Origin of the sequence: Eudoraea chungangensis, from assembly GCF_029360665.1 — a bacterium.
In the GTDB taxonomy this organism is placed as follows: domain Bacteria; phylum Bacteroidota; class Bacteroidia; order Flavobacteriales; family Flavobacteriaceae; genus Eudoraea; species Eudoraea chungangensis.
On sequence record NZ_JARDUB010000001.1, the window covers coordinates 1 to 21296 of the forward strand.

Sequence of the window (21296 nt, forward strand, 5' to 3'; positions counted from 1 at the left end):
TAACTATATAAGAAACGCTGTCTGTCAATATGTCAATGAACTTCCTTTAACGCTCAAACTCTACCCCATCTATACATCACATCCCTGCCTAAGCGGCTGCAAATATAAACACCTTTTTTTCCCTGCACAACCCTAAGTGAAAAAAAAATTCAACTTCTTTTAATTTTTATAATAACTATTTGATTATCAATATTTTAAATATTAAAAAATATTGAGATTCTTTCATAAAACAAACCTTAACTACTTAATATCTATTTGCGCCTCGAGAGGAAATCAGCTCTAAAACGCTGACAATCAAATATTATCTAATAAAAAGTTAGTATAAAACCGATTATGAGAAGAAATTCCACACTAATCCAAACCGAATTACGAAATCCCGATAAGGATAGTTTGGAGCAGCATAAAAGTTATTTTCCATGAAGGAAGAATTGAAGTGTTCGGCTTTAAGATAGATACGTGCAGATTTCACCCTAGCATTGATAAAGAAGTCTAGCATTGGAAAGCCGCCTAACTCCTCTCTGTTTTGTGTATAAAACTCCGCTAAAAGGGGATTGTAGGCATCCATATTATATTTACTAAAATACTTAAAGGTAATACCAGTCTGCAAAAACATCGCCCTTTTAAAAACGTCCGTTGAAAAATACAAGGTATTTCTGGTAACAAACTCAGGCACATTTAAGACTTGATTTGTCTGGCTTACATTCTGATACATTAAAGTATTTGCCAGTGCCCATTTCTTGTAACGAAACTCCTTGGTGTATTTAAGTTTTAGGTAATTAACACTATTATCTTCCTGTAGCGGGGTAATAAACGCATTTTCTTGGGAGTTCTCAAATTCAGTGTCTGAGGCTAAAGAAGTAAAATAAGTGTAATTATTAGTAGTGGTATACTTTGCACTTAGCAGACCCCAGAATTGGGAATCAAAGCTGACACCAAGACTACTTATTTGTTCCTTGTCAAAGCGGTTGGTATTTAACCAATTATAATTGACGTAAGAAGATTGATAAAGCAGGTAATTAAAATCTGGCATCCTTGAGGAAGAGTTAAGACTAGCGCTCAAAACATTCTTTTCGTTAATACGGTAGCGAGCTGTGGCATCAAAAATATTTCCCGTAAGTGCTCCACTCAGCGCATATGTAACCCCCCCATCTAATGCAAAGCCTCCTATTTGTTTCGTATAACGTGCACCAAAAGCAATTTCTTCGCCTTGAAGTTTATTAGGGATCTCTCCTTCCTCACTTATGACTATGCTATTAAAAAAATAATTATAGTTATACAAACCCAGTAAAGCCTTTAACACACCTAAAGTCTCATTAGAGAACTCCGCATTGAGTTCATTGTACATAGTTTTTAGATTGGCTCTATCACTTATTGGAGTAAGGAAAGCTTCTCCAAAATATTCATTTTCATTTGTCTGCCCAAACTGATAATTCTTGGATTCGTAGGCAAAGACATGTCCAAGTGCTAAATAGTTATCTGTTAAAGACAAAGAATCAGTAGCCTTATTAAAGAGTCTGTACTGATGATCGAGGTAATATCTTTTCCCAATAAGTTTGTTTTCCGCATCTGTAAAAAATACATCAAGTCTGGATCTATCCGAAAATTCGGGATCTTTAGATTCAAACTGTAATTCCTTATTAGATATTCCACCATTCTCTTCGCCTTCTATCTCCTGGGAAGTCCAGTGTGCCCTAATTCTATATTTACCGTTTTCTGTGACATAGTTTAAAGTAGACCTAAAGTTACCAGACTTAACCTGCGACCACTGGTACTTACCTAAAGACCTAAATCCCTTGTAAGCAATAGAGAAATTAAACCTACGAGAAGTATTAAAAGTCAACATAGCGTCTAAAAGCTGACCCTGTTCAAAAGTTGTCTTAAAAAATAGATCCGTCATGGGCGTCGCAACATTGTAATAGGTCATATCATGACTCTCTAAATAATTAAAGTGCCTTGCTGTTGCGCCAAGAGATGGATACAAATTAATTCTATCAAATTCATGTCCCAGACTATTATAAGGCTGCCCAACATTTGAGAATGGCATTAATTCAAAATTATCCTTTCGCAAATAGTTATATTTATACTCCTTTTGAATAGACAAGGTTGTGTCTAAATAAGTGGTATCTCTGGCATGTGAAATAATTTTGTAATCCTCTATGGTTATTCCAACGCTATCTAATTCTTTGGGTTTGGGTTTTTTTTTAGGAGCTCGAAACACGGTATCCTGCCCAACTGGGGGAATAGAATCTACCTGTGAAAAGCCATAGGTAAAACAAACAAGGGATAGCCCTAATAAAATACACCTCATTTTATACACTTGTTTTTCACATCGATGGATTCAAAACTTAGGGCCAAATTGGGTGTTTTTATGAATTGATGAATAGTTTGGTTTATAATTGTCAAAATAAACTCTTCTTGTTTGTTCTCTTGGGACAAAGTTAATTTTTTTGTTGCTAAGTAAATGTGAAAATTTTTTCTAGAACAAAAACGCAATAAATTTCGAGTTAAAAGTAAATGGTTTTGAACAAATGCATCTTAATTAGTTCATCAAAAAAACTAAATGTTTAAGAAAGCTACTTTACTTCATATTGTATGATATCTTCGTATACATAGATTTCAACTTTTAGGAAGGCTGTTTACTAAAGTCGCCTTATCAAGCATTTTCTCTATATTTAGAATTGTTTAATTCAAATACCTATCATGCTGAAGTATTACAAGAATTCTATTGGAGAGGTTGGGACAGATGAAGCCGGGCGTGGTTGTTTGGCCGGCCCTGTGACTGCGGCTGCCGTAATTCTCTCAGACAATTTTCATCATCCCTTACTTAACGATTCCAAAGTACTTACAGAAAAAAAAAGACAACTACTAAGGCCAATTATTGAAACTAATGCTATCAGTTATGCAATTTCTTTTGTAGACCAAACTGAAATTGATAAAATCAATATACTAAATGCATCCATCCAGGCAATGCAATTAGCGATTAATGGTCTTAACGAAACTCCGTCTTTTATAATAGTGGATGGTAATAGATTTAAGCCCTACAAAAACATCCCTTACAAATGTATCGTTAAAGGAGATAGTATTTATGAAAGCATAGCCGCTGCATCCGTACTGGCCAAGACCTACCGAGATCAGTATATGGATACCATTCATGAAGAGTACCCTGTTTATAATTGGAAAAAAAACAAGGGATATCCCACCAAGGAACACAGGGCTGCAATACTAAAATACGGAATAACAAAATACCATCGTAAGAGTTTTAAACTTCTGCCACAACAGCTTCACCTAGACTTTAAATAACAAAGGGTTTTTAGCTTAAGAATTCAGGAAACAAACTTTATTCTGTCCTGAACTCTTACATAACTTTTTAAAGTTTTAAATTTGCTGTAAAGAATCACCAATGCGCAACAGAATACCATGGTTTCTTCTTATTTTCTGTCTATGGGCCTGTGAAAAGAAGAAGGAAAAACCAGCATCTTTTTTTAATTTTTTACCCCAAGACCCTTCCCTACTTATTAAAGTAAACCATATTAATGACTACAATGCGGCTTGGGAAAACAGCCCATTCTCCACTAGTGTAAAACTCAACCTACCTGATTCTTTATTTACAAAGCTTTCTGATTTACAAGAAGTAGAAACAAACAAAGGCGCCCTTCTCAGTATTTATCCCAAAGATTCTTCCCTAATTAACTTGCTTTTAATCATAGAAAAACCTTTTACTTTTCAGACAAAGGATAGTATGGTTGTAAAAGAGTCCGTCAGCTTTGGAGCTTCAACCTATCAGAAAATAGAACTCAATACATCTACCTATTATCTAGCCGAAAGTAAGCGTTTCACCATATTAAGTACAGATGTCTCCCTATTAAACGAAGCAATGTCTGAGCGAGAAGAAGTCTTTTTATCGCCTAGCTTATTGAAAATCTACGGCAGTAATAGCTCTAAAAAGTTAGCTTCATTTTACATCAATCTAAAACAATCATCTTGGCTAGCAAGCTATGCCTTTAGCGGAGAGGCTAATAAAAAATTGTTGAGCATAGGAGATTGGGTCACTTTTGATTTTGATAGTTCTGAAAATTTTGTTCATTTCAGGGGTATTTCTATGTCGCAAGATAGCCTGCCAAAGACTATAGACTTATTTAGAAATTCGAAACCCATACCTTTAAGTAATTCTGCCACGGCACCATTTGATACGGACGCATTTTTGAGTTTTTCCATAGACGACCACGAAACATTTTCCTTAAACCAACAAGAACACCTTAAGTTAGAGAATCCAATAGAAGGCATTTTTCATACGGTAGACGAACTGTCCTTATTGCGAATAAAAGGCAAAAAAGCTGTTTTCTTGCATACCTATGGAACAGAGGAAATTAATCCGTTTTTAGAAGGTCGTCGAAGAAATGAGATTAGTTATCAGGGCCACGAGGTATATCAATTAACGGAGGGATCTTTTCTAGTCTCCTATTTCCGGCCTTTGCTCACCGATTTTATTCCCAAGTATTATGCAATTCTGGAAAACACTTATCTTTTTTCTGAGGACTTAAAGACCATAAAGACCATAATAGATGATAACTCCAGAGCAAATACCTTCGATAAAAATCCATTGTTTAAGAGTGCCATGTCGGTTCTGTCAGATGAGTCTAACGTGATATTTATTAGTAATAGTCAAGGAATAAAGGAAATACTAACCGAATTTGGTTCTTTACAGTTAAACAGAGATTTAGGCAAAAGTATGGATAAAGACTATGTTTATGCCGGACAAATAATTACAGATAAAGGATTTTATCATACCAATTTGGTAATGCAAAAAAAGCAAATTGAAGAGACATCTTTATCTACCTCCATAGCCTTACGAGTTGAATTAGAAAGTGACTTGGCTACGAACCCGCAGTTTGTATTGAATCACAGAAATGGTGAAAAAGAAATAGTAGTTCAGGATATAGACAACAACCTTTACTTAATCAATAATAAGGGAGAAATTCTATGGAAAAAAACACTGCAAGGTAGAATACAAGGAGATATAAGTCAGGTAGACCTTTATAAAAACAAGCGACTTCAACTGGCTTTCACCACGAATGACCAGTTTCTTATACTGGATAGAAATGGTAAAGAAGTGGAGCCCTTTGACATGAAATTTCCAGGAGGAAATCTAAATGGTCTTGCAGTATTTGATTACGACAACAAAAAGAATTACCGCTTTGTTATTTCTCAGGGCACAAATATTAGCATGTTTAACAACAAAGGGAAAAAAGTCACTGGATTTAAATACAACAAAGCCGACAGCCAGGTTCTAATGCCTCCCAAACACATCAGGATAGGCAGAAAAGACTATATCGTTTTTATGCTGGAAGATGGAAGCCTAAAGATTTTAAATCGTACGGGAAGAACAAGGGTAAACGTAAAAGAAAAAATCGACTTTTCTGGGAACGAGACGTATCTCTTTAAAGGTAATTTCGTGACCACCAATAAAAAAGGTACTTTAATCGCGATAAGTCCAAAAGGAAAGATCACAAAGTCTAAACTCGCTACCAATTCAGACCACGGAATTATAACTACAAATAAAACCTTTGTATTACAAAATGAAAATATACTTCAGATTAGGGGACATGAGGTAAACCTAGAATTGGGGGTATATAGCAAACCCCAGCTTTTTTATGTCAACAACAAAATATATATCAGTGTAACAGATATTCAAAGTCGAAAAGTCTACTTATTTGACAGTGCTGGTAAATCCATTTCAGATTTTCCAGTATTTGGCAACTACAAGATAGATTTACACGATATCGATAAGGATAATAAAATTGAAATTGTCACCAAAGAACAGGACAATGCCCTTATAGTTTATAAAATAAATTGATTTAATTCTTCCTCCATTCATACATATTTAATTACCAAGCATACATTATATATTGACTGATATGTAAATTTGGCTACTTTTCTATCTTAAAGCATTAATTATTAGCTATTTGTAAGTCTTTTAGCACAAATAATATCCAAGATAATTCCCTATCTTTAGTTGAGAATATTTCTTGAAAACTTTAATACCATTAAGAAAATGAAAAAATCGTCTCAAGTGCATCGCTTTGGCTTTATACTTCTCTTAAGTCTTTTTTGTACTCCAGAAATGAACGCACAATTATTAAAAAAATTAGGTAAGGCCGCAGAGCGTGCGGCAGAAAGAACTGTACAAAGGCGTGTTGAAAAAGAAACGGCCAAGAGAACAGATCAGGTCTTGGATAGTATATTAGAACCAGGCAAGAAGGGCAGCCAAAATAAAAAGGGTGAAACGGGTATGCAAAGTGGTAATTCGGGTGTGCAAAATGGAAATGATATGGCTGCAATGGGAGCCTCTGAGGTAGATAATAATGAGGAAAATCCGGCCTCCATGAAGGTATATAGCAAATTCGATTTTGTGCCCGGGGATAAACCGTTATTCTTCGATGCTTTTGAAAAAGAATTTATTGGGGACTTCCCCTCCAAATGGAATACAAACGGCAGTGGAGAAATAATTACCTTAAATGATTCCCCAGAAAAATGGTTAGAACTACTTCCTGGCTACAAGGTCTTATATATTCCGGATGTACCAAGTCTACCAGAGGAATACACTATTGAGTTCGACTTAATGGCCTACGGCCTTGACAACAAAACCTCTTCCACTGCACAATTACAGGTAATTTTAAGTGATGACGCTAATTTTGAACAAGGCTCTAATTATGCCCACGCTTGGATACCTTTTGGACAGTATGCTGCCTTTGGTATCCGGGTCGCCAATGTTATCAATAAAAGTTCCGGAGGGATTAAAAATACGGTGACAGCGGATATACGGGAAGCTGTTTTAAACAGACCCCACATCTCTATTGCCGTGAATAAGCAGCGCTATCGCCTGTGGGTGAACGAAAAAAAATATGTGGATATTCCGAGAATGATTCCCAATGGAGGAGTGTTAAGTACCTTAAAGTTTCATGTAGATAATTTTAAAGATGGGAAAGAACGTTTATTTATAACCAATGTCAAAGTCAATGAAGGTGGTTTGGATTTAAGAAGAACCCTTATTTCTGAAGGAAAAGTTTCCACCAATGGTATTTTGTTTGATTCCGGTTCTACCAATATAAAGCCGCAATCGATGGGCATTATTCGACAAATTTCCCAGGTATTAAACCAGGAAGGCGATATGAATTTAAAGATAATCGGACACACAGACGCCGATGGAGACGAGGCTTCTAATCTCAGTTTGTCCGAAAAACGCGCTCAAGCAGTAGTGGATGCCTTAGTTAGTTTATATGGCATATCATCCGAAAGATTAGTTGCAGAAGGCAAGGGAGAATCGGAACCTCTGCATGACAATAAAACGGAAGATGGTAAAGCCCAAAATAGAAGAGTAGAATTCATTAAAATATAAACTATGTTTAAAAATTTATTACTTGGATTATGTCTTTTTAGTCTAGTTCCAATAAGCGCGCAGAATTGTAGTCAATACTATCCCATGCAAGAGGGAGTTACCATGGAATACACCTCCTATAATGGCAAAGGCAAAGTAGATGGAACTGTGGCCTACACGATTATAGAAGTAAAAAATGACACTAACACAAGTACGGCACAAATGCAAATGCATTATAGGGATGAAAAAGGCAAGGAATTATTTACTTCTGGCTATTCCTATTCTTGCAGTGGCAATATTGTTACCATAGATTATGAGTCTCTCTTATCGAGCCAGATGTTGGAACAATTTGGGGAGATGGATATGGAAATAAGTGGAACAGATATTGAATTACCAAATGATCTAGGTGTTGGTCAGGAATTAGAAGATGCCAATATTACCATAAAAATTAATATGAGTGGAATGAGTATGAACTCATCTGTAGACATGATCAATAGGAAGGTTGAAAAAAAAGAGACTATTACTACTCCTGCCGGCACATTTGACTGCTTTGTACTTTTTAGTGAGAACAAAACCAAAATGATGGTTTCTACTCAGAGTTTAAGCTCTAGACTTTGGTTAGCGGAAGATATTGGCATGGTGAAACAAGAAAGTTATAATAAAAATGGCAAGCTTATGGCGAGCAGTGTTTTAACCGCGAGGACAGATTAATACACCTCACTCCGATCCTATTGATTCTATCTTATTACCCCTTAAATTCTACCTCAAATAGATTTTGAAAATGACGTAGTAACTTTTGTTTTACCTCTTCCAAAGGTATGTCTTCTTTTCCCAATTCTTGATGTAAGGAGGTTACGGCCTTGTCTTTAATACCACAGGGAATCATATAGTCGAAATAGGCTAGATCCGTATTTACATTCAAGGCAAACCCATGCATTGTAACCCATCTGCTTGCTCTCACTCCGAGGGCACAAATTTTTCGGGCGAAGGGAGTTCCTACGTCTAGCCAAACCCCTGTTTCACCCTCAGATCGCTCCCCTACCAAACCGTATTCTGCCAGGGTCAAAATCACCATTTCTTCTAAAAAGCGAAGGTATTTGTGAATATCCGTAAAAAAATTATCCAGATCTAAAATAGGATATCCTACGATCTGTCCTGGGCCGTGGTAGGTTATATCTCCACCTCTATTAACCTTGTAAAAGTCGATATTCCTGGCCTTAAGTTCTGCCTGACCCAAAAGCAAATTACTAAAATCTCCGCTTTTACCAAGGGTATAAACATGGGGATGTTCTACAAATAACAAATGATTCGGAGTTTCTAAGCCCGCACTTTCACGTCGATTTTTAATCTTAATATCAACTATATCCTGGAATACAGATTCTTGATAGTCCCAAGTTTCCTGATAGTCCTTTATTCCTAAATCTTTAAATGCAACTAGTTTATTCATCTTGTGCAAAGATAAGACGAATCAATTAGGATTATTAAGAATAATTAAGGCTGCAATTACTCCCGGCACCCAGCCGCAGAGTGTGAGTAAAAAAACAATGAAAATGGAGCCACAACCTTTACCGATTACAGAAAGAGGAGGAAAAAGTATCGCTAATAATACTCTAAAAAAGCTCATAATAATTTAATTTGATTGATGTAACACCAATTACTATTGTGGTGTAATTATATGTCGTTAAAATAAGTAATTTGTTACAAATTCACTTACTTTTGAAAGAGTCTAAGATTCCTTGGAATGCACAGAAAAATAATTCTTGTAACTCTTCTATCGATTTGCCTTAACGGCAATTCACAGTACTTATTCGAAGGTCAAATTGTAGAAAGTGTTTCTGATAAAACTATTTATTTATCTCTTATTGAAGATTATAGAAAGTTTTCAAGACCTTATTTTGAGCAAATTATTAAAAGAACAAAAATTGATTCTTCAGGGTTTTTTTATTTTAAAGGAAATGATTTGCCCACAGACAATCGTGTCTATAGAATTCATATCGATGGATGTAAAAAGACCGATTTAGAACCCAACCATCTTTTTAAGAGTTGTGAAAGTACCCAAAGCATCTTATTTATAGCGAACAATAAGGATACGATTAGTTTCCCTATGACTTTTGAAAATGAAGTTTTATGCGACTTAGCCTCAACCAACGACAAGTCTTCGGCTTTCCTCGAAATAGATGTTCTAAAAGAGGAAATGGCCCTAGACTTCTATGATTTTCCTACAGAAGCCAGCCGCAATTTAAATACGAAGAAATGGTATGCTAATTTACAGGAATTTGGAAAAAAAACAGAAGAGCCACTAGCGGAGCTCTATATATTTGATTTTTTATCGGATAAACGAAATGAAACCTATTCCTACTATCTAAAAGATATTTCTCAAAACAATTATTACCAAGAATTAGGAGAGCGATTACAAAGCAAGTACGAAAAAGCTGTATTCACAGAATTCTACCTGAAAGAAATTAAGGCAGACCAGAATCTTATTTCATTCCAAAAACCTATTCCCTGGGTATGGATCTTACTTATTCTTCTTATGTTATCCTTCCTTTTAAATATTTACTTTCTCCGGCAGAAAAGTAATACATTAATAAATCGTAAAAGTCTTGCTCTTGAGCAACTTACTTCGCAAGAAAAGAACATTGTTAATCAAATTCTGTTAGACAAGACAAACAAAGAAATCGCATCTGAATTGTTTATAAGCCTCAGTACTGTTAAAACACATATAAACAATCTATACAAGAAATTAAACATTAGCTCAAGAGAAGAAATAAGAAAACTCTTCTCATAGACTCAAAATCCACCGTGGGTCTAGTACTCATTTCCACCCTGCATCCAGTAGTTTACTTATTTTATTAAAGAACTTTAGGCTTCATTATAAAACACATAACATATGAATCCTACGACTTTTTTATATCTATTCTTTCTCATTATAAATTTGACATATTCCCAAGAGTTTAATCGAGAAATCACTTTAAATAATGAGACTCCGTATCTCGTTGGACGGATTACTCCAGAAGGGTTAACTACAGAGAATTACAAAGCTTGGTACAATCCTAATTACAATAACTATGGGGTTGATACCGAAATGATAAATTCCGTTAAAGAAGAACTTGCAGAATACAAAATATTAATCTTTATGGGAACCTGGTGCGGCGATAGCAAAAGGGAAATACCTCGTTTTCTCAAAGTTTTAAAGGCTGCAGAATTTCCAGAGAAAAATATCAAGATTATTGGAGTAGACAGAAGAAGAACGAATTACAAGAAGAGTCCAAATGGAGAAGAATGGGGTTTAATGATTCAAAGGGTTCCTACCATAATATTTTTAAAAAATGGAAAAGAAACTAACAGAATAATTGAAAGTCCTGTTATCTCACTAGAGGCTGATACAAAAGTCATAATCCAAGGTGGTAAATACGTTCCAAACTATTCCAAATCCCTCCATTTCGATTAAAAGAGCTTCTTAGTTTAAGTAAACAGCTCCCAGCTTGTAAATGTTAAGAACAAAAGTGTAATTTTGCGAATTAATAGAGAAATTATGCAACTTTCGGAGCAAGAAATCGTAAGAAGAGAAAAACTAGAGAAACTGCGTGCCTTAGGCATTAATCCCTATCCGGCGCCTTTATATCCTGTAGATACTACATCTAAACAAGTAGCTGAAACCTATGTGGAAGGAAAACAGGTAATTCTAGCAGGAAGACTTATGTCTAGAAGGATACAAGGAAAAGCTTCGTTTGCGGAGTTACAGGATTCTGAAGGAAGAATTCAAATATATTTTAACAGGGATGAAATATGTCCTGATGAAGATAAGACTAAATACAACGAAGTATATAAGAAGTTATTAGACATAGGAGATTTCATTGGAATTGAAGGGACTCTCTTTACTACCCAAGTAGGTGAAAAAACCGTTTTGGTAAAAGACTTTAAACTTCTAAGTAAAGCTTTACGGCCTTTGCCCCTGCCTAAAAAAGACGCCGAGGGTAATTTATACGACGAGTTTAACGATGCCGAACAGCGCTATAGACAGCGGTATGTAGACCTGGTAGTGAACCCGAGTGTAAAAAATACCTTTATAAAAAGGACTAAAATCACCAATAGCATTAGGGAGTTTTTAAATGAAAAAGGGTATCTGGAGGTTGAAACACCAATCTTACAGCCCATCCCAGGCGGTGCGGCGGCAAGGCCTTTTATTACCCATCACAATGCTTTGGATATTCCCTTGTATTTGAGAATTGCAAATGAACTATACCTAAAAAGACTCATTGTAGGTGGCTTCGACGGCGTATACGAGTTTGCCAAGGACTTTAGAAATGAAGGTATGGATAGAACGCACAATCCAGAATTCACCATCATGGAACTATATGTAGCTTACAAAGACTACAATTGGATGATGGAAATGACCGAACAACTCCTTGAAAAAGTTGCCTTAGACAGTATCCAAACTACCAAAGCCCAGGTTGGAGATAGAATTATCGATTTTAAAGCACCCTATCCTAAAATTCCAATTTTAGATGCCATAAAACAACATACGGGCTATGACGTAGCTGGATTAAACGAAGTGGAACTACGAAAAGTAGCCAAGGAGCTTAAAATGGAAGTGGATGATTCTATGGGCGTTGGGAAGCTTATTGACGAACTATTTGGGGAATTTTGTGAGCCTCATTATATACAGCCCACCTTTATTACGGATTATCCGAAAGAAATGAGTCCTCTTACTAAGGAACACAGAGACAATCCAAGTCTTACAGAACGTTTCGAATTAATGATTAATGGGAAGGAAATCGCCAACGCATATTCGGAGTTAAACGATCCGATTGATCAAAAAGAACGTTTTGAAGAACAACTAAAGTTATCTGAAAAAGGTGATGATGAAGCAATGTTTATAGATCAAGACTTTATAAGGGCTCTGGAATACGGTATGCCGCCAACTTCAGGGATAGGCATAGGAATAGACAGATTAGTAATGTTATTAACCAATAATGTATCCATACAAGAAGTCTTGTTCTTTCCTCAAATGCGACCAGAAAAAAAAGCCATTAGTTTAAGTGAGAATGAAAAAATTATTTTTGATATTCTTAAACCAAAAGGGGAACTTCCTCTACAAGAATTGAAAGAACTTGCGGGCCTGAGCAACAAGGCTTGGGACAAAGGAATTAAAAATCTCGGCAAACTAGGTCTTACAAAAGTACATAAGACAGAAAACAACCTCCTTTGCAAACTTATAGAATAAGCTTATTGTTTTTTCTCAAGTGCTTAATTTTCAATAATTTAATGTTTTTTTAAGCCCTTTTCAGACACATTTTACCTATACTAAATTGGTGTTTTTTTCGTTATAAGTAGTAGATCCCAAATCTGCTGTTATGAAGAAACTATACCCTTATGCCTTTTTTTTAGTACTACTCTTCTCTTGTTCTAAAGAGGGCGGACAAACGGATAATGGAGAAGACCCATTAGTTACTAATGTTAAGGCCTGTTTTTCTCTTACAAAAAACAACCTATTAGTCGGAGAGAGTTTAGAGATCACAAATTGCTCTTCTGGGGCTACAACCTATAGCTACAATCTGGGTAATGGTGAGACCAGAACGGAGGCTAACCCAACCGTAGTTTATGGCAAGGCAGGAGATTATTCAATCTCTCTCACAGCTTCTAATGAACAAGAAGAAACAGACATTTTTAGCCAACAAATAGAGGTCATTGAGGCTGTAGCAGAAGATTTTTTCTTTTACCCCGAAATCGCCTCCGGATTTCAGATAATTCCATTAGAAATAGGAATTAATCCAAACAGCAATGCGCTTTATGGCATTTTCTTAGAGGAAGACCTGGAAGGCTCCGGTGGTAAAAAATTCTACTATCATGAAATAGATGAAAATTTTAATAGCACAAAACAGTACCTGGCAGACAAACCTTTTGAATCTGGAAGCGCATTTGTGGAGTATTATAGCAATTCAAAGAACTTTGTGTTTACCAGAACTTTAGATGGTCTATACGGATCACAGGAGGTTACTTACAATGAAGGGTGGGCCTTTATGAATGGTGTAAGTCCGGCTGACAAACTTTCTTACGGATCTATTTCGGAAGGAGTAAACTACTTGTATTACGGAACACAGGAAGATGGTGGGATATACAAGACCGCTGTAGAGACTAGAAATAGTTCGGGGGATGCTTTTCAAGTTAGTCTAAATGCGTTTGGCCCGGCAGATTCCATGCTAGGAGATTTACTGCCATATGGTACGGGATATATTGGTTTTGGTGCAGTATTCAGCAAGAATGAAAGCAATCCTAAAATCACCTCTTATAAGCCACTGCTTGTATTCTTTGATTCTGATTTGCAAGTGATAAGTCATAAAATATACGAAGAATCTGTATTGTCTTCTATGGTTAATTCTTCAAACGACTTAAATGGAAGCTATCATTTAACAGTACTCAGCAATGGAAACATTGCCATGTATGCTAATGGAGAGCTTCTACTAGCAGATTCAGAAGGTAACTTACTTAAAATAGAGTATTTTGAGAATTCCAGCAACATTCAGGGACTAGTTGGACTGGGAGATTCTTTTGTATTATCTAGTTATAAAGCCCTGCGGAAATATGATAGTTCGGGTACTGCGCTTAATTCAATAAATTACCCGGGTAATTTTACGCCAGAAATTGTTGAAATAGAAGAAAACCTGTTTTTTATAGCTGGTTATGAACTTGAAGGGAAAATTGCTCTCTTGTATGGACAGGCAGATAAAAACCTCAACCTTATAAATCTAAATTAGCAGCTATGACATAAAGAAAGGGCAAAGCCTTCAGGTTTTCTTTTAAAACTAAATCAAAAAACCTAGCTTAGAGCTCAAATTTTAATACATGAGCTCTTCTCGTATACTTGGATTACTATGTGGTCCAATATTTTTTCTTTTAATTAATATACTTCCTCCCATAATTCCGGGGAACACTCTGGCAAATGGTGTAATAGCTGTGGCTGTTTGGATGATAATATGGTGGATTACAGAGGCGGTGTCTATCTCCGTAACAGCACTGCTTCCCCTTTTACTCTTCCCTCTTTTAGAAGTAATGCCTCTTACGGAAGTGGGAGCTAACTATGGCAGTCCTATAATATTCTTATTTTTTGGGGGTTTTGTCCTTGCCCTGGCTTTAGAAAAAGTAAACCTGCATAAGAGAATTGCTTTAAGTATTATTAGAATTACCGGGACCACTCCTAACAAAGTTGTCCTTGGTTTTATGATTGCTACTGCCTCTTTAAGTATGTGGATTAGTAATACTGCGAGTACCGTGGTAATGCTTCCTATAGCAATGTCCGTAATTAATCTGTTAATAGATGACGAAGATGGCTTTACAAAAAATGATAAAAATTTTGCCTTAAGTGTAATGTTAGGCATTGCGTTTTCTGCTAATGCAGGAGGTATTGCAACTGTAATCGGAACACCTCCGAACTCTATACTGATTGGACTATTAGAGAATGAGTACCAGATTGAAATTTCTTTTTTACGGTGGATGACTCTTGGCCTGCCATTTTCACTTATTTTACTCGCCATTTGCTATGTAGTTCTTGTGAAATGGATGTTTCCCAATGGAGCACTACAATTCCATGCATCTAAAGAGGTTATTGAAGGGGAGCTCAAAAAACTTGGCCCTTTAGGCAGCAAGGAGAAAATGGTTCTTAGAATTTTTGGTATTACCGTCTTTTTATGGGTCTTCCGAACCCTATTAAACAAGTTAATCCCGGGGCTCGCCCTTTCGGACACGAGCATCAGTATGTTTGCAGCAATCGCACTCTTTTCCATCCCGTTTAAACTTCGTAAAGGAGAATTTATTCTTCAATGGTCCGATACCAAAAACCTAGCCTGGGGCATACTTATTTTATTTGGTGGAGGTTTAGCTCTTGCCAAAGCAATGTCGGTAAGTGGTATTGTAGGAATGGTTTCCGAACTAATTGCTAGCAGTGATATCAGTATTTTGTTAACGGCCAGCTTATTAATACTCTTAATGTTATTTATGACAGAACTAATGAGCAATGTTGCACTGGTAGCCGTCTTAGCTCCTGTAGTGGCGGGAATAGCCATAGGTCTCGATGTTCCTATATTATATCTTCTAATTCCCGTAACTATTGCCAGTAGTTGTGCTTTTATGTTACCAATGGCAACCCCTCCTAATGCTATCGTTTTTGCCAGTGGCTATATAAAGGTCTCCCAAATGGCAAGAGTTGGCATAATACTAAATCTTATCGCTGTTGGACTTCTAATTTTACTTTTTCAGTTTGTAATTCCTCTGCTTTTCTAAAAAAAAGGTCCATGGATTTATAAATCAAAAAAGCCTTTGCTAAAGCAAAGGCTTAAGGTGACTAACCCAATAAATCGATAGAAAAAGGTTATCTTCTATCAGCTTATTATTTTGAGCTGGGTACAGCGTCTGCAGAAGGCAAATAGTACTCAGCAGCTAATTCAAAATCTATTTCTTCCTCCTCTTCAATATACTCCACAGAGTCTAAATCGAAATAAAATTCATGTGCATCGAAATGTACAGGAAGGTAAGAGGCTGTATCAAAACCTAAGGACAAATCTTCCTCTTCTATGTAGTTAAATCCACTTATATGCTCAGGATAGGCATAAGGATCAAAGTTTGCCGGCAAATACGCTGCAGAATCAAAACCTAAATCTGAGGAACTCTCTTCTAAATAAGTCACAGAATTCAAATCAAAGTAAGCAGTGTTCGGATCAAAATCCTTAGGCAAATATTCTTTAGTATCGAAGCCCAATTCAAAATCTTGCTGTTCTTCAATATATTTTATTTCATTTATATCCAATTCCGAAGAAACCGCTTCTACTCTCGTTACCAATTTTGGAGCATCCCAAACCGAATTTTCCAAATTAGCTTGCAGAGGATTTGTACTTTGTTCAACCAGCATAACATTTGTTAGCTTGGCTTCATTATCACAATTTTCAGGGATATTATTTTCTTGAGGAGTGGTAGTTATGCCCAGCATAACAAGTCCACACAAAACTACTATTTTATTCATCTTTATTATTGTTTTTTTGTTGTTGATTTTGTTTGCTTATAAGACGGACTAAAAAATAAATTGTTACAGCAAAAGTTTTGTATTAACAGAAATAAATTAAATTTTCTTAGTGATATTAGGTTGGTTTTATTATTTAAAATATTGATTTACAGCATGTTATATAATTTTAAAAAAATAGCTCAAAAAATATTCTTATGAATTAATTAACAAAGCTTTACCTATAAACCAGGCAGTTTTAACTCTTTTATGGAACTAAAATTCACCTATTGCTACGAAATCAACAGTATCTAAAGAGACCCTTCTCAACACCTTGCCCAGTACTTAGCAGATTAATTCAATCTTCAGTAGTATCTAAAGAGAAAGGCTAAAGACCAATTCCGGTTAATCATTATCGATTTAATGCGGATTTTTACGATGAAAGGAATTAAGGATTCGGCCTTTTTACATTTTAATTTATGGAAACCACATATTCAAGCTTTTTGAGGCATATAATACACGATTTCACAACAATCTGCATGTTTTTAGCATTTTGAAACATAATTTAGATACTACTAAAACCCCGAGATTATGAATTACAAAATCAAAAGTCTTCTATTCCTTTCCTGCTTCGTTCTGGCATCTTTGGTTTACCATAACTATTTTAACGAAGTTACAAATGATCAAAACTACGCCTCTTTAGAAGAGGTAAGAATTTCCCACGAAAATTTGAAAAAAGCGACAGAAGAAATATTAAAAGAACTGGAGTAGACCAAACCCTTCAACTTATATAAGCAACCTAAGGAGTACTAATTAAAAATAGTGCTCTTTTTTTTTAATACTGCCATAGACTAAAATATCTCTTGGTCCACTCTCCGGAGAAAAAACTGTTAATATATGCTTAAAAACAGCTACTGTATTAAACCCTCCAAATAAAAGTTGGTCCAAGGTGTATAAATCATAAAAATCTAAACAATGAAAAGAGTATTCTTAATTCCAATGATCCTTTTAGTATTTTCTACAAATGCCCAAGAAATGGATTTTAGAGAGAGGGTCCAAGAGAGGCATAACGAAATGACCAATGAACAAAAGGCTATTATTAAAGCAAAACAAATGACATTGGCCTTAGATCTGAGTGAGAAACAACAAGAACAGTTCCAATCATTAGAATTACAAAAAATTCAGGAAAAGGAACAATTAAAAAATGAAATGAACCTCGGAACTGGCAAGAGGGCTAAGAAGGATATGAGTACAGATGAAATCTTTGCCTTACGAAACGCGCGTCTAGATAAAATGATCGCTTTTAAACAGAAGGTAAAAACGATCTTATCCAAGGACCAATATGCAAAATGGGAAGAATTGCGATTAGAATTAGGTATAAAGAGACATCGTCAACACCAGAGAAAGGACCGTGGGAGGCGCGGCTAGTAATATTACCCAAATATAAACGGGATAAGAAAAATCCCGTTTATACTTTTTAAACAATTATATCGGCCAGCTTAGGAGCAATATTTTCTAAGGCAGCTATAGTAAAATCCAAATCATCATAGCTCAAAGCGTCATTCAAAAAATAACTTTCGAAAGCACTTGGAGGTAAGTAAACGCCTTCCGACAACATTCCATGAAAATATGCCTTAAATCTTTCATTATTCCCCTTGGCTGCTGAATCAAAGTCATAAACCTCATCCTTCGTAAAGTGAACAGATATCATAGAGCCAAAGCGATTAATCCTATGAGGAATACTATGGTTATTCAAAACCTTAGCAATTCCCATATGCAAATATTCGGTCTTTTCTGCTAGACTTTGAAAAACGCCCCTGTTGTTATTTAGTTCCGTTAACATGGCAAGTCCTGCGCTCATCGCCAAGGGATTTCCACTTAAAGTGCCCGCCTGATAGACCGGCCCATCCGGCGCCAAATATGCCATAATTTCTTCCCTGGCTGCGAAAGCCCCTACGGGTAGACCTCCTCCAATTACTTTTCCAAAAGCTATAATGTCGGCCTTTATACTCAAAACTTCCTGGGCACCTCCAGCACCGAGTCTAAATCCGGTCATTACCTCATCAAATACTAAAAGTATTCTTTCCTGTGTGCACAATTCTCTAAGGCCATTTATAAATTCCATCCTGGGTATAATACATCCCATATTACCCGCTACGGGCTCTATAATTATGGCTGCTATTTCATCCTTATTTGCATCTATAATTTCCTGAACACTTTCTAAATCATTGTATTTGGCTAAAAGAGTGTCTTTGGCAGTTCCCTTTGTTACCCCCGGGCTGTTTGGACTTCCAAAAGTTACTGCTCCACTTCCGGCCTGTATCAAAAAAGAGTCGGAATGCCCGTGGTAACATCCTGCAAACTTTATAATTTTATCTTTGCCTGTAAATCCTCGAGCCAGTCTAATTGCGCTCATACAGGCCTCCGTTCCACTATTTACAAATCTAATTTTATCAACATTGGGCACCATATTAACTGCCAAACGTGCCAAATCTGTTTCAATCTCCGTTGGAATACCAAAAGAAGTTCCCAGCTTTGCTTTTGCGGTAATAGCATCTACCACTGGTGGAAATGCGTGACCTAAAATTAATGGGCCCCAGGAAGAAATAAAGTCTATTAATTTGTTGCCATCTTCATCAATTAAATATGCCCCTTTCGCTCTCTTCACAAATAATGGATTCCCTCCAACCGCCTTGAAGGCTCGAACTGGGGAATTAACTCCTCCGGGAATATAACGTTTAGCCTCTTCAAAAAGAGCACTACTTCTTTTATAAATCATTCTTATTATTTAAGTCTACGGGATTTTATCTTCAATTTTTGTCCTACAGCGAGATTATTCGAGTTCATGTTATTGAGTTTCTTTATTTCATCTACGGACATGAAGTAAGTCCGGGAAATGGAATAGAGCGTGTCACCCTTTTTTACAACATGACTTCTGTAATCGTACTTCCTGGGTTCAGGCTTTACCACTAATCCGCCCTTTAGAACAGCTTTATCATATTGCTGAAGATTATATCTTTCAATAAAGGATATTAATTTCTGGGGATATTTATTATCTGTTGCGTAGCCTGCTTTCTTTAACCCTTTAGCCCAAGCTTTGTAGTCGTCTCTTCGCAAATCAAACAAGGAAGCATAGCGTGCTCTGCTACTGAGAAAGATGCTGTGGTCTCTGAAAGAAAGTTTAGGATGATTATATTTCCTAAAGCATTCTCCTTTTTCATCGTCATCGTGATACGCGAACTCACCTTCCCAAGAGTTATGGCATTTAATTCCAAAATGGTTGTTTGTCTTAAGCGTCAACGTACCCATTCCATAGCCACTTTCTAAGATACCCTGTGCCAGAGTAATACTCGCCGGAATACCATATTCCTTCATCTCTTGTTGCGCAATATGAGCATAGGTTTCCAAATATTCCTCAACGGAAGTAGTCTTGATAATTGTAAAAGAGACGGCCTCTTTAAACTCTTTAGTCTTCTCTCCTGGCCTTTTCGAAGGCTTTTTTGTTTTAACCAATTCTTTGGTATTATCTTTAGAATAGGTAGTTTTCTTTTTAGAAATACAACTTTGAAATAAAAATACTACCAAAAGAGGCATCCATAGTTTTTTCATATACTCAGCAAGGGTAAATTCTTTTTTTGTAAATATTGATTCATACCGTGAATACCCTGTAATCCTCCGGTGTGAATCGCCAAAATCTTTGTTTTAGGTTTAAAATAGTCTTTACCTATTAGATCTATTAACCCAAATATCATTTTTCCTGTATAAACAGGATCTAGGGGCAGTGCATGCTTTTCAGACCACTCATTAATAAAACAAACTAATTCATGATTTACTTTGGCATACCCTCCAAAATGGTATTCTCTACAGAGTTTCCAATTGCTATTCTCTACAAATTTACAAATATCTTCCATTAAAAAATCCTCCTTTAAAGCAGGAAAGCCTAAAATCATTTGTTGTGGACTTGCCGCGTTGATTAATCCGGCTATAGTTCCTCCGGTACCAACAGGGCATGAAATAATATCAAATTCGGAATCATCTTTGGTTAAAATCTCTTCACAGCCCCGTACTGCCAAAGCATTAGTACCACCTTCTGGTAAGTAATAAAAATCCCCTATTTCTTCTCTTAAGGCTTCTAAAAGTACATGGCGATGGGCCGCTTTATAGGCTTCCCTTGACACGAATCTAAACTGCATCCCATTGCTAGCAGCTTTCTCCAAAGTTGGATTCTCTTTCCAGATATATTGCAGTTCTTCCCCTCTTATTATACCAAGCGTTTTTACGCCCTTTAGATTTCCCGCGTAGGCGGTAGCAGCAATATGATTAGAATAAGCCCCGCCAAAAGTAACTAGTTGATTTTTTCCCTGGGCCTTTAGTTGTACCAGATTGTATTTTAGTTTTCGGAATTTATTACCAGAAATCAAGGGATGGATTAGATCTTCTCTTTTAATATAGAGACTTACATCCTTTTTGTTGAGAATTGGAAGATCTATCTTTTGATTTAGGATCAATGCAAAATGGGATTTTAATTATCCCAAAGGTATTTAATAAAGCTGAAAGTTTTTCTGGAGACTGGATAATCCAAGTCCCACTCATTGGCATACGCCTCTCTCTCAAAGCTAATATTCTCATAAGCCCTGTAAGAATTCAAATAATAGACTGTTTTTAGCATCCATTCAATGAAGTACAAAAAGTAGAATGGTAAGATCAGCAATTCTTTTTGTTGTTCTAAATGAATTCGCTCGTGATTTACAAGTACTGCATCATATTTAAAACTATCTTCTTTTAAAATTATAAAAGGCCATATACAAAGACCTACATAACTCTTGTAAAAAAAATGCTTAAATACTACAATCATAGGCAATTACGCTTTAGACCAATTTCCAATATAAAAATTAGAAGTTACATTCAACAAATTTTTGGCTAAAGGGT

General features: G+C 36.1%; 19 protein-coding genes. 11 read left to right on the forward strand and 8 right to left on the reverse strand.

The features are described from left to right. Positions 1 to 331: 331 nt before the first annotated feature. A complete protein-coding gene (locus PXG98_RS00005) occupies positions 332 to 2308 on the reverse strand; it encodes a putative porin (protein WP_276388214.1) in 1977 nt (658 codons plus the stop codon). 392 nt (positions 2309 to 2700) lie between these two features. Here PXG98_RS00005 and PXG98_RS00010 point away from each other — a divergent pair, with 392 nt between their 5' ends. The 4 genes from PXG98_RS00010 (at position 2701) to PXG98_RS00025 (ending at position 8086) form a co-directional block, all read left to right on the forward strand. Beyond that, positions 2701 to 3300: a ribonuclease HII gene (locus tag PXG98_RS00010; RefSeq protein ID WP_276388215.1), complete on the forward strand. Its 600-nt coding sequence runs from the start codon at positions 2701 to 2703 to the stop codon at positions 3298 to 3300. 100 nt (positions 3301 to 3400) lie between these two features. After that, positions 3401 to 5854 carry a ribonuclease HII gene (locus tag PXG98_RS00015; RefSeq protein ID WP_276388217.1) on the forward strand — a complete coding sequence of 818 codons (2454 nt, stop codon included), beginning with the start codon at positions 3401 to 3403 and terminating at the stop codon, positions 5852 to 5854. A gap of 198 nt (positions 5855 to 6052) precedes the next feature. Further along, entirely contained in the window at positions 6053 to 7396 is a 1344-nt protein-coding gene (locus tag PXG98_RS00020) for an OmpA family protein (RefSeq protein ID WP_276388218.1), read from the forward strand. Between the two features lie 3 nt (positions 7397 to 7399). Then, positions 7400 to 8086, forward strand: a complete 687-nt coding sequence (locus PXG98_RS00025) for a TapB family protein (protein ID WP_276388219.1) — start codon at positions 7400 to 7402, stop codon at positions 8084 to 8086. 34 nt (positions 8087 to 8120) lie between these two features. Here the strand turns inward: PXG98_RS00025 and lipB are convergent, their stop codons facing one another. Beyond that, positions 8121 to 8822 carry a lipoyl(octanoyl) transferase LipB gene (gene lipB, locus PXG98_RS00030; protein WP_276388220.1) on the reverse strand — a complete coding sequence of 234 codons (702 nt, stop codon included), beginning with the start codon at positions 8820 to 8822 and terminating at the stop codon, positions 8121 to 8123. 21 nt (positions 8823 to 8843) lie between these two features. Then, positions 8844 to 8999, reverse strand: coding sequence for a YqaE/Pmp3 family membrane protein (locus PXG98_RS00035; protein WP_276388222.1), 156 nt, complete (start codon positions 8997 to 8999; stop codon positions 8844 to 8846). A gap of 117 nt (positions 9000 to 9116) precedes the next feature. Between PXG98_RS00035 and PXG98_RS00040 the strand changes: the two genes are divergently transcribed. From PXG98_RS00040 to PXG98_RS00060, 5 genes are all read left to right on the forward strand, one after another. Next, positions 9117 to 10163: a helix-turn-helix domain-containing protein gene (locus tag PXG98_RS00040; RefSeq protein ID WP_276388224.1), complete on the forward strand. Its 1047-nt coding sequence runs from the start codon at positions 9117 to 9119 to the stop codon at positions 10161 to 10163. Positions 10164 to 10265: 102 nt separating this feature from the next. Next, positions 10266 to 10826, forward strand: coding sequence for a thioredoxin family protein (locus tag PXG98_RS00045; RefSeq protein ID WP_276388225.1), 561 nt, complete (start codon positions 10266 to 10268; stop codon positions 10824 to 10826). An 84-nt stretch (positions 10827 to 10910) separates the two neighbouring features. Continuing rightward, the gene (lysS, locus tag PXG98_RS00050; RefSeq protein WP_276389246.1) at positions 10911 to 12602 is read left to right on the forward strand and encodes a lysine--tRNA ligase; all 1692 of its coding nucleotides are present in this window, start codon (positions 10911 to 10913) and stop codon (positions 12600 to 12602) included. A 130-nt stretch (positions 12603 to 12732) separates the two neighbouring features. After that, positions 12733 to 14133, forward strand: coding sequence for a PKD domain-containing protein (locus PXG98_RS00055; protein WP_276388226.1), 1401 nt, complete (start codon positions 12733 to 12735; stop codon positions 14131 to 14133). Between the two features lie 88 nt (positions 14134 to 14221). Beyond that, positions 14222 to 15655 carry an SLC13 family permease gene (locus PXG98_RS00060; protein WP_276388227.1) on the forward strand — a complete coding sequence of 478 codons (1434 nt, stop codon included), beginning with the start codon at positions 14222 to 14224 and terminating at the stop codon, positions 15653 to 15655. A gap of 106 nt (positions 15656 to 15761) precedes the next feature. On the opposite strand, the gene PXG98_RS00065 is transcribed toward PXG98_RS00060, so the two are convergent. Beyond that, positions 15762 to 16391 (reverse strand): hypothetical protein, encoded by a 630-nt coding sequence (locus PXG98_RS00065; protein ID WP_276388228.1) that lies wholly within the window; start codon positions 16389 to 16391, stop codon positions 15762 to 15764. Positions 16392 to 16958: 567 nt separating this feature from the next. Between PXG98_RS00065 and PXG98_RS00070 the strand changes: the two genes are divergently transcribed. Continuing rightward, positions 16959 to 17138, forward strand: coding sequence for a hypothetical protein (locus PXG98_RS00070; RefSeq protein ID WP_276388229.1), 180 nt, complete (start codon positions 16959 to 16961; stop codon positions 17136 to 17138). 204 nt (positions 17139 to 17342) lie between these two features. Continuing rightward, positions 17343 to 17795, forward strand: a complete 453-nt coding sequence (locus PXG98_RS00075) for a hypothetical protein (protein ID WP_276388231.1) — start codon at positions 17343 to 17345, stop codon at positions 17793 to 17795. 49 nt (positions 17796 to 17844) lie between these two features. Here PXG98_RS00075 and hemL read toward each other — a convergent pair whose 3' ends face one another. Genes hemL through PXG98_RS00095 form a run of 4 tightly spaced genes read right to left on the reverse strand, consistent with a single transcriptional unit; the run spans position 17845 to position 21222 of the window. Continuing rightward, a complete protein-coding gene (gene hemL / locus PXG98_RS00080; protein WP_276388232.1) occupies positions 17845 to 19146 on the reverse strand; it encodes a glutamate-1-semialdehyde 2,1-aminomutase in 1302 nt (433 codons plus the stop codon). A 5-nt stretch (positions 19147 to 19151) separates the two neighbouring features. Then, positions 19152 to 19976 carry a glucosaminidase domain-containing protein gene (locus PXG98_RS00085; RefSeq protein WP_276388233.1) on the reverse strand — a complete coding sequence of 275 codons (825 nt, stop codon included), beginning with the start codon at positions 19974 to 19976 and terminating at the stop codon, positions 19152 to 19154. Further along, entirely contained in the window at positions 19973 to 20875 is a 903-nt protein-coding gene (locus tag PXG98_RS00090) for a 1-aminocyclopropane-1-carboxylate deaminase/D-cysteine desulfhydrase (protein ID WP_276388234.1), read from the reverse strand. Before PXG98_RS00090 ends, PXG98_RS00085 begins: the two co-directional genes overlap by 4 nt. A 14-nt stretch (positions 20876 to 20889) precedes the next feature. Then, the gene (locus PXG98_RS00095) at positions 20890 to 21222 is read right to left on the reverse strand and encodes a hypothetical protein (protein ID WP_276388235.1); all 333 of its coding nucleotides are present in this window, start codon (positions 21220 to 21222) and stop codon (positions 20890 to 20892) included. Positions 21223 to 21296 lie beyond the last annotated feature (74 nt).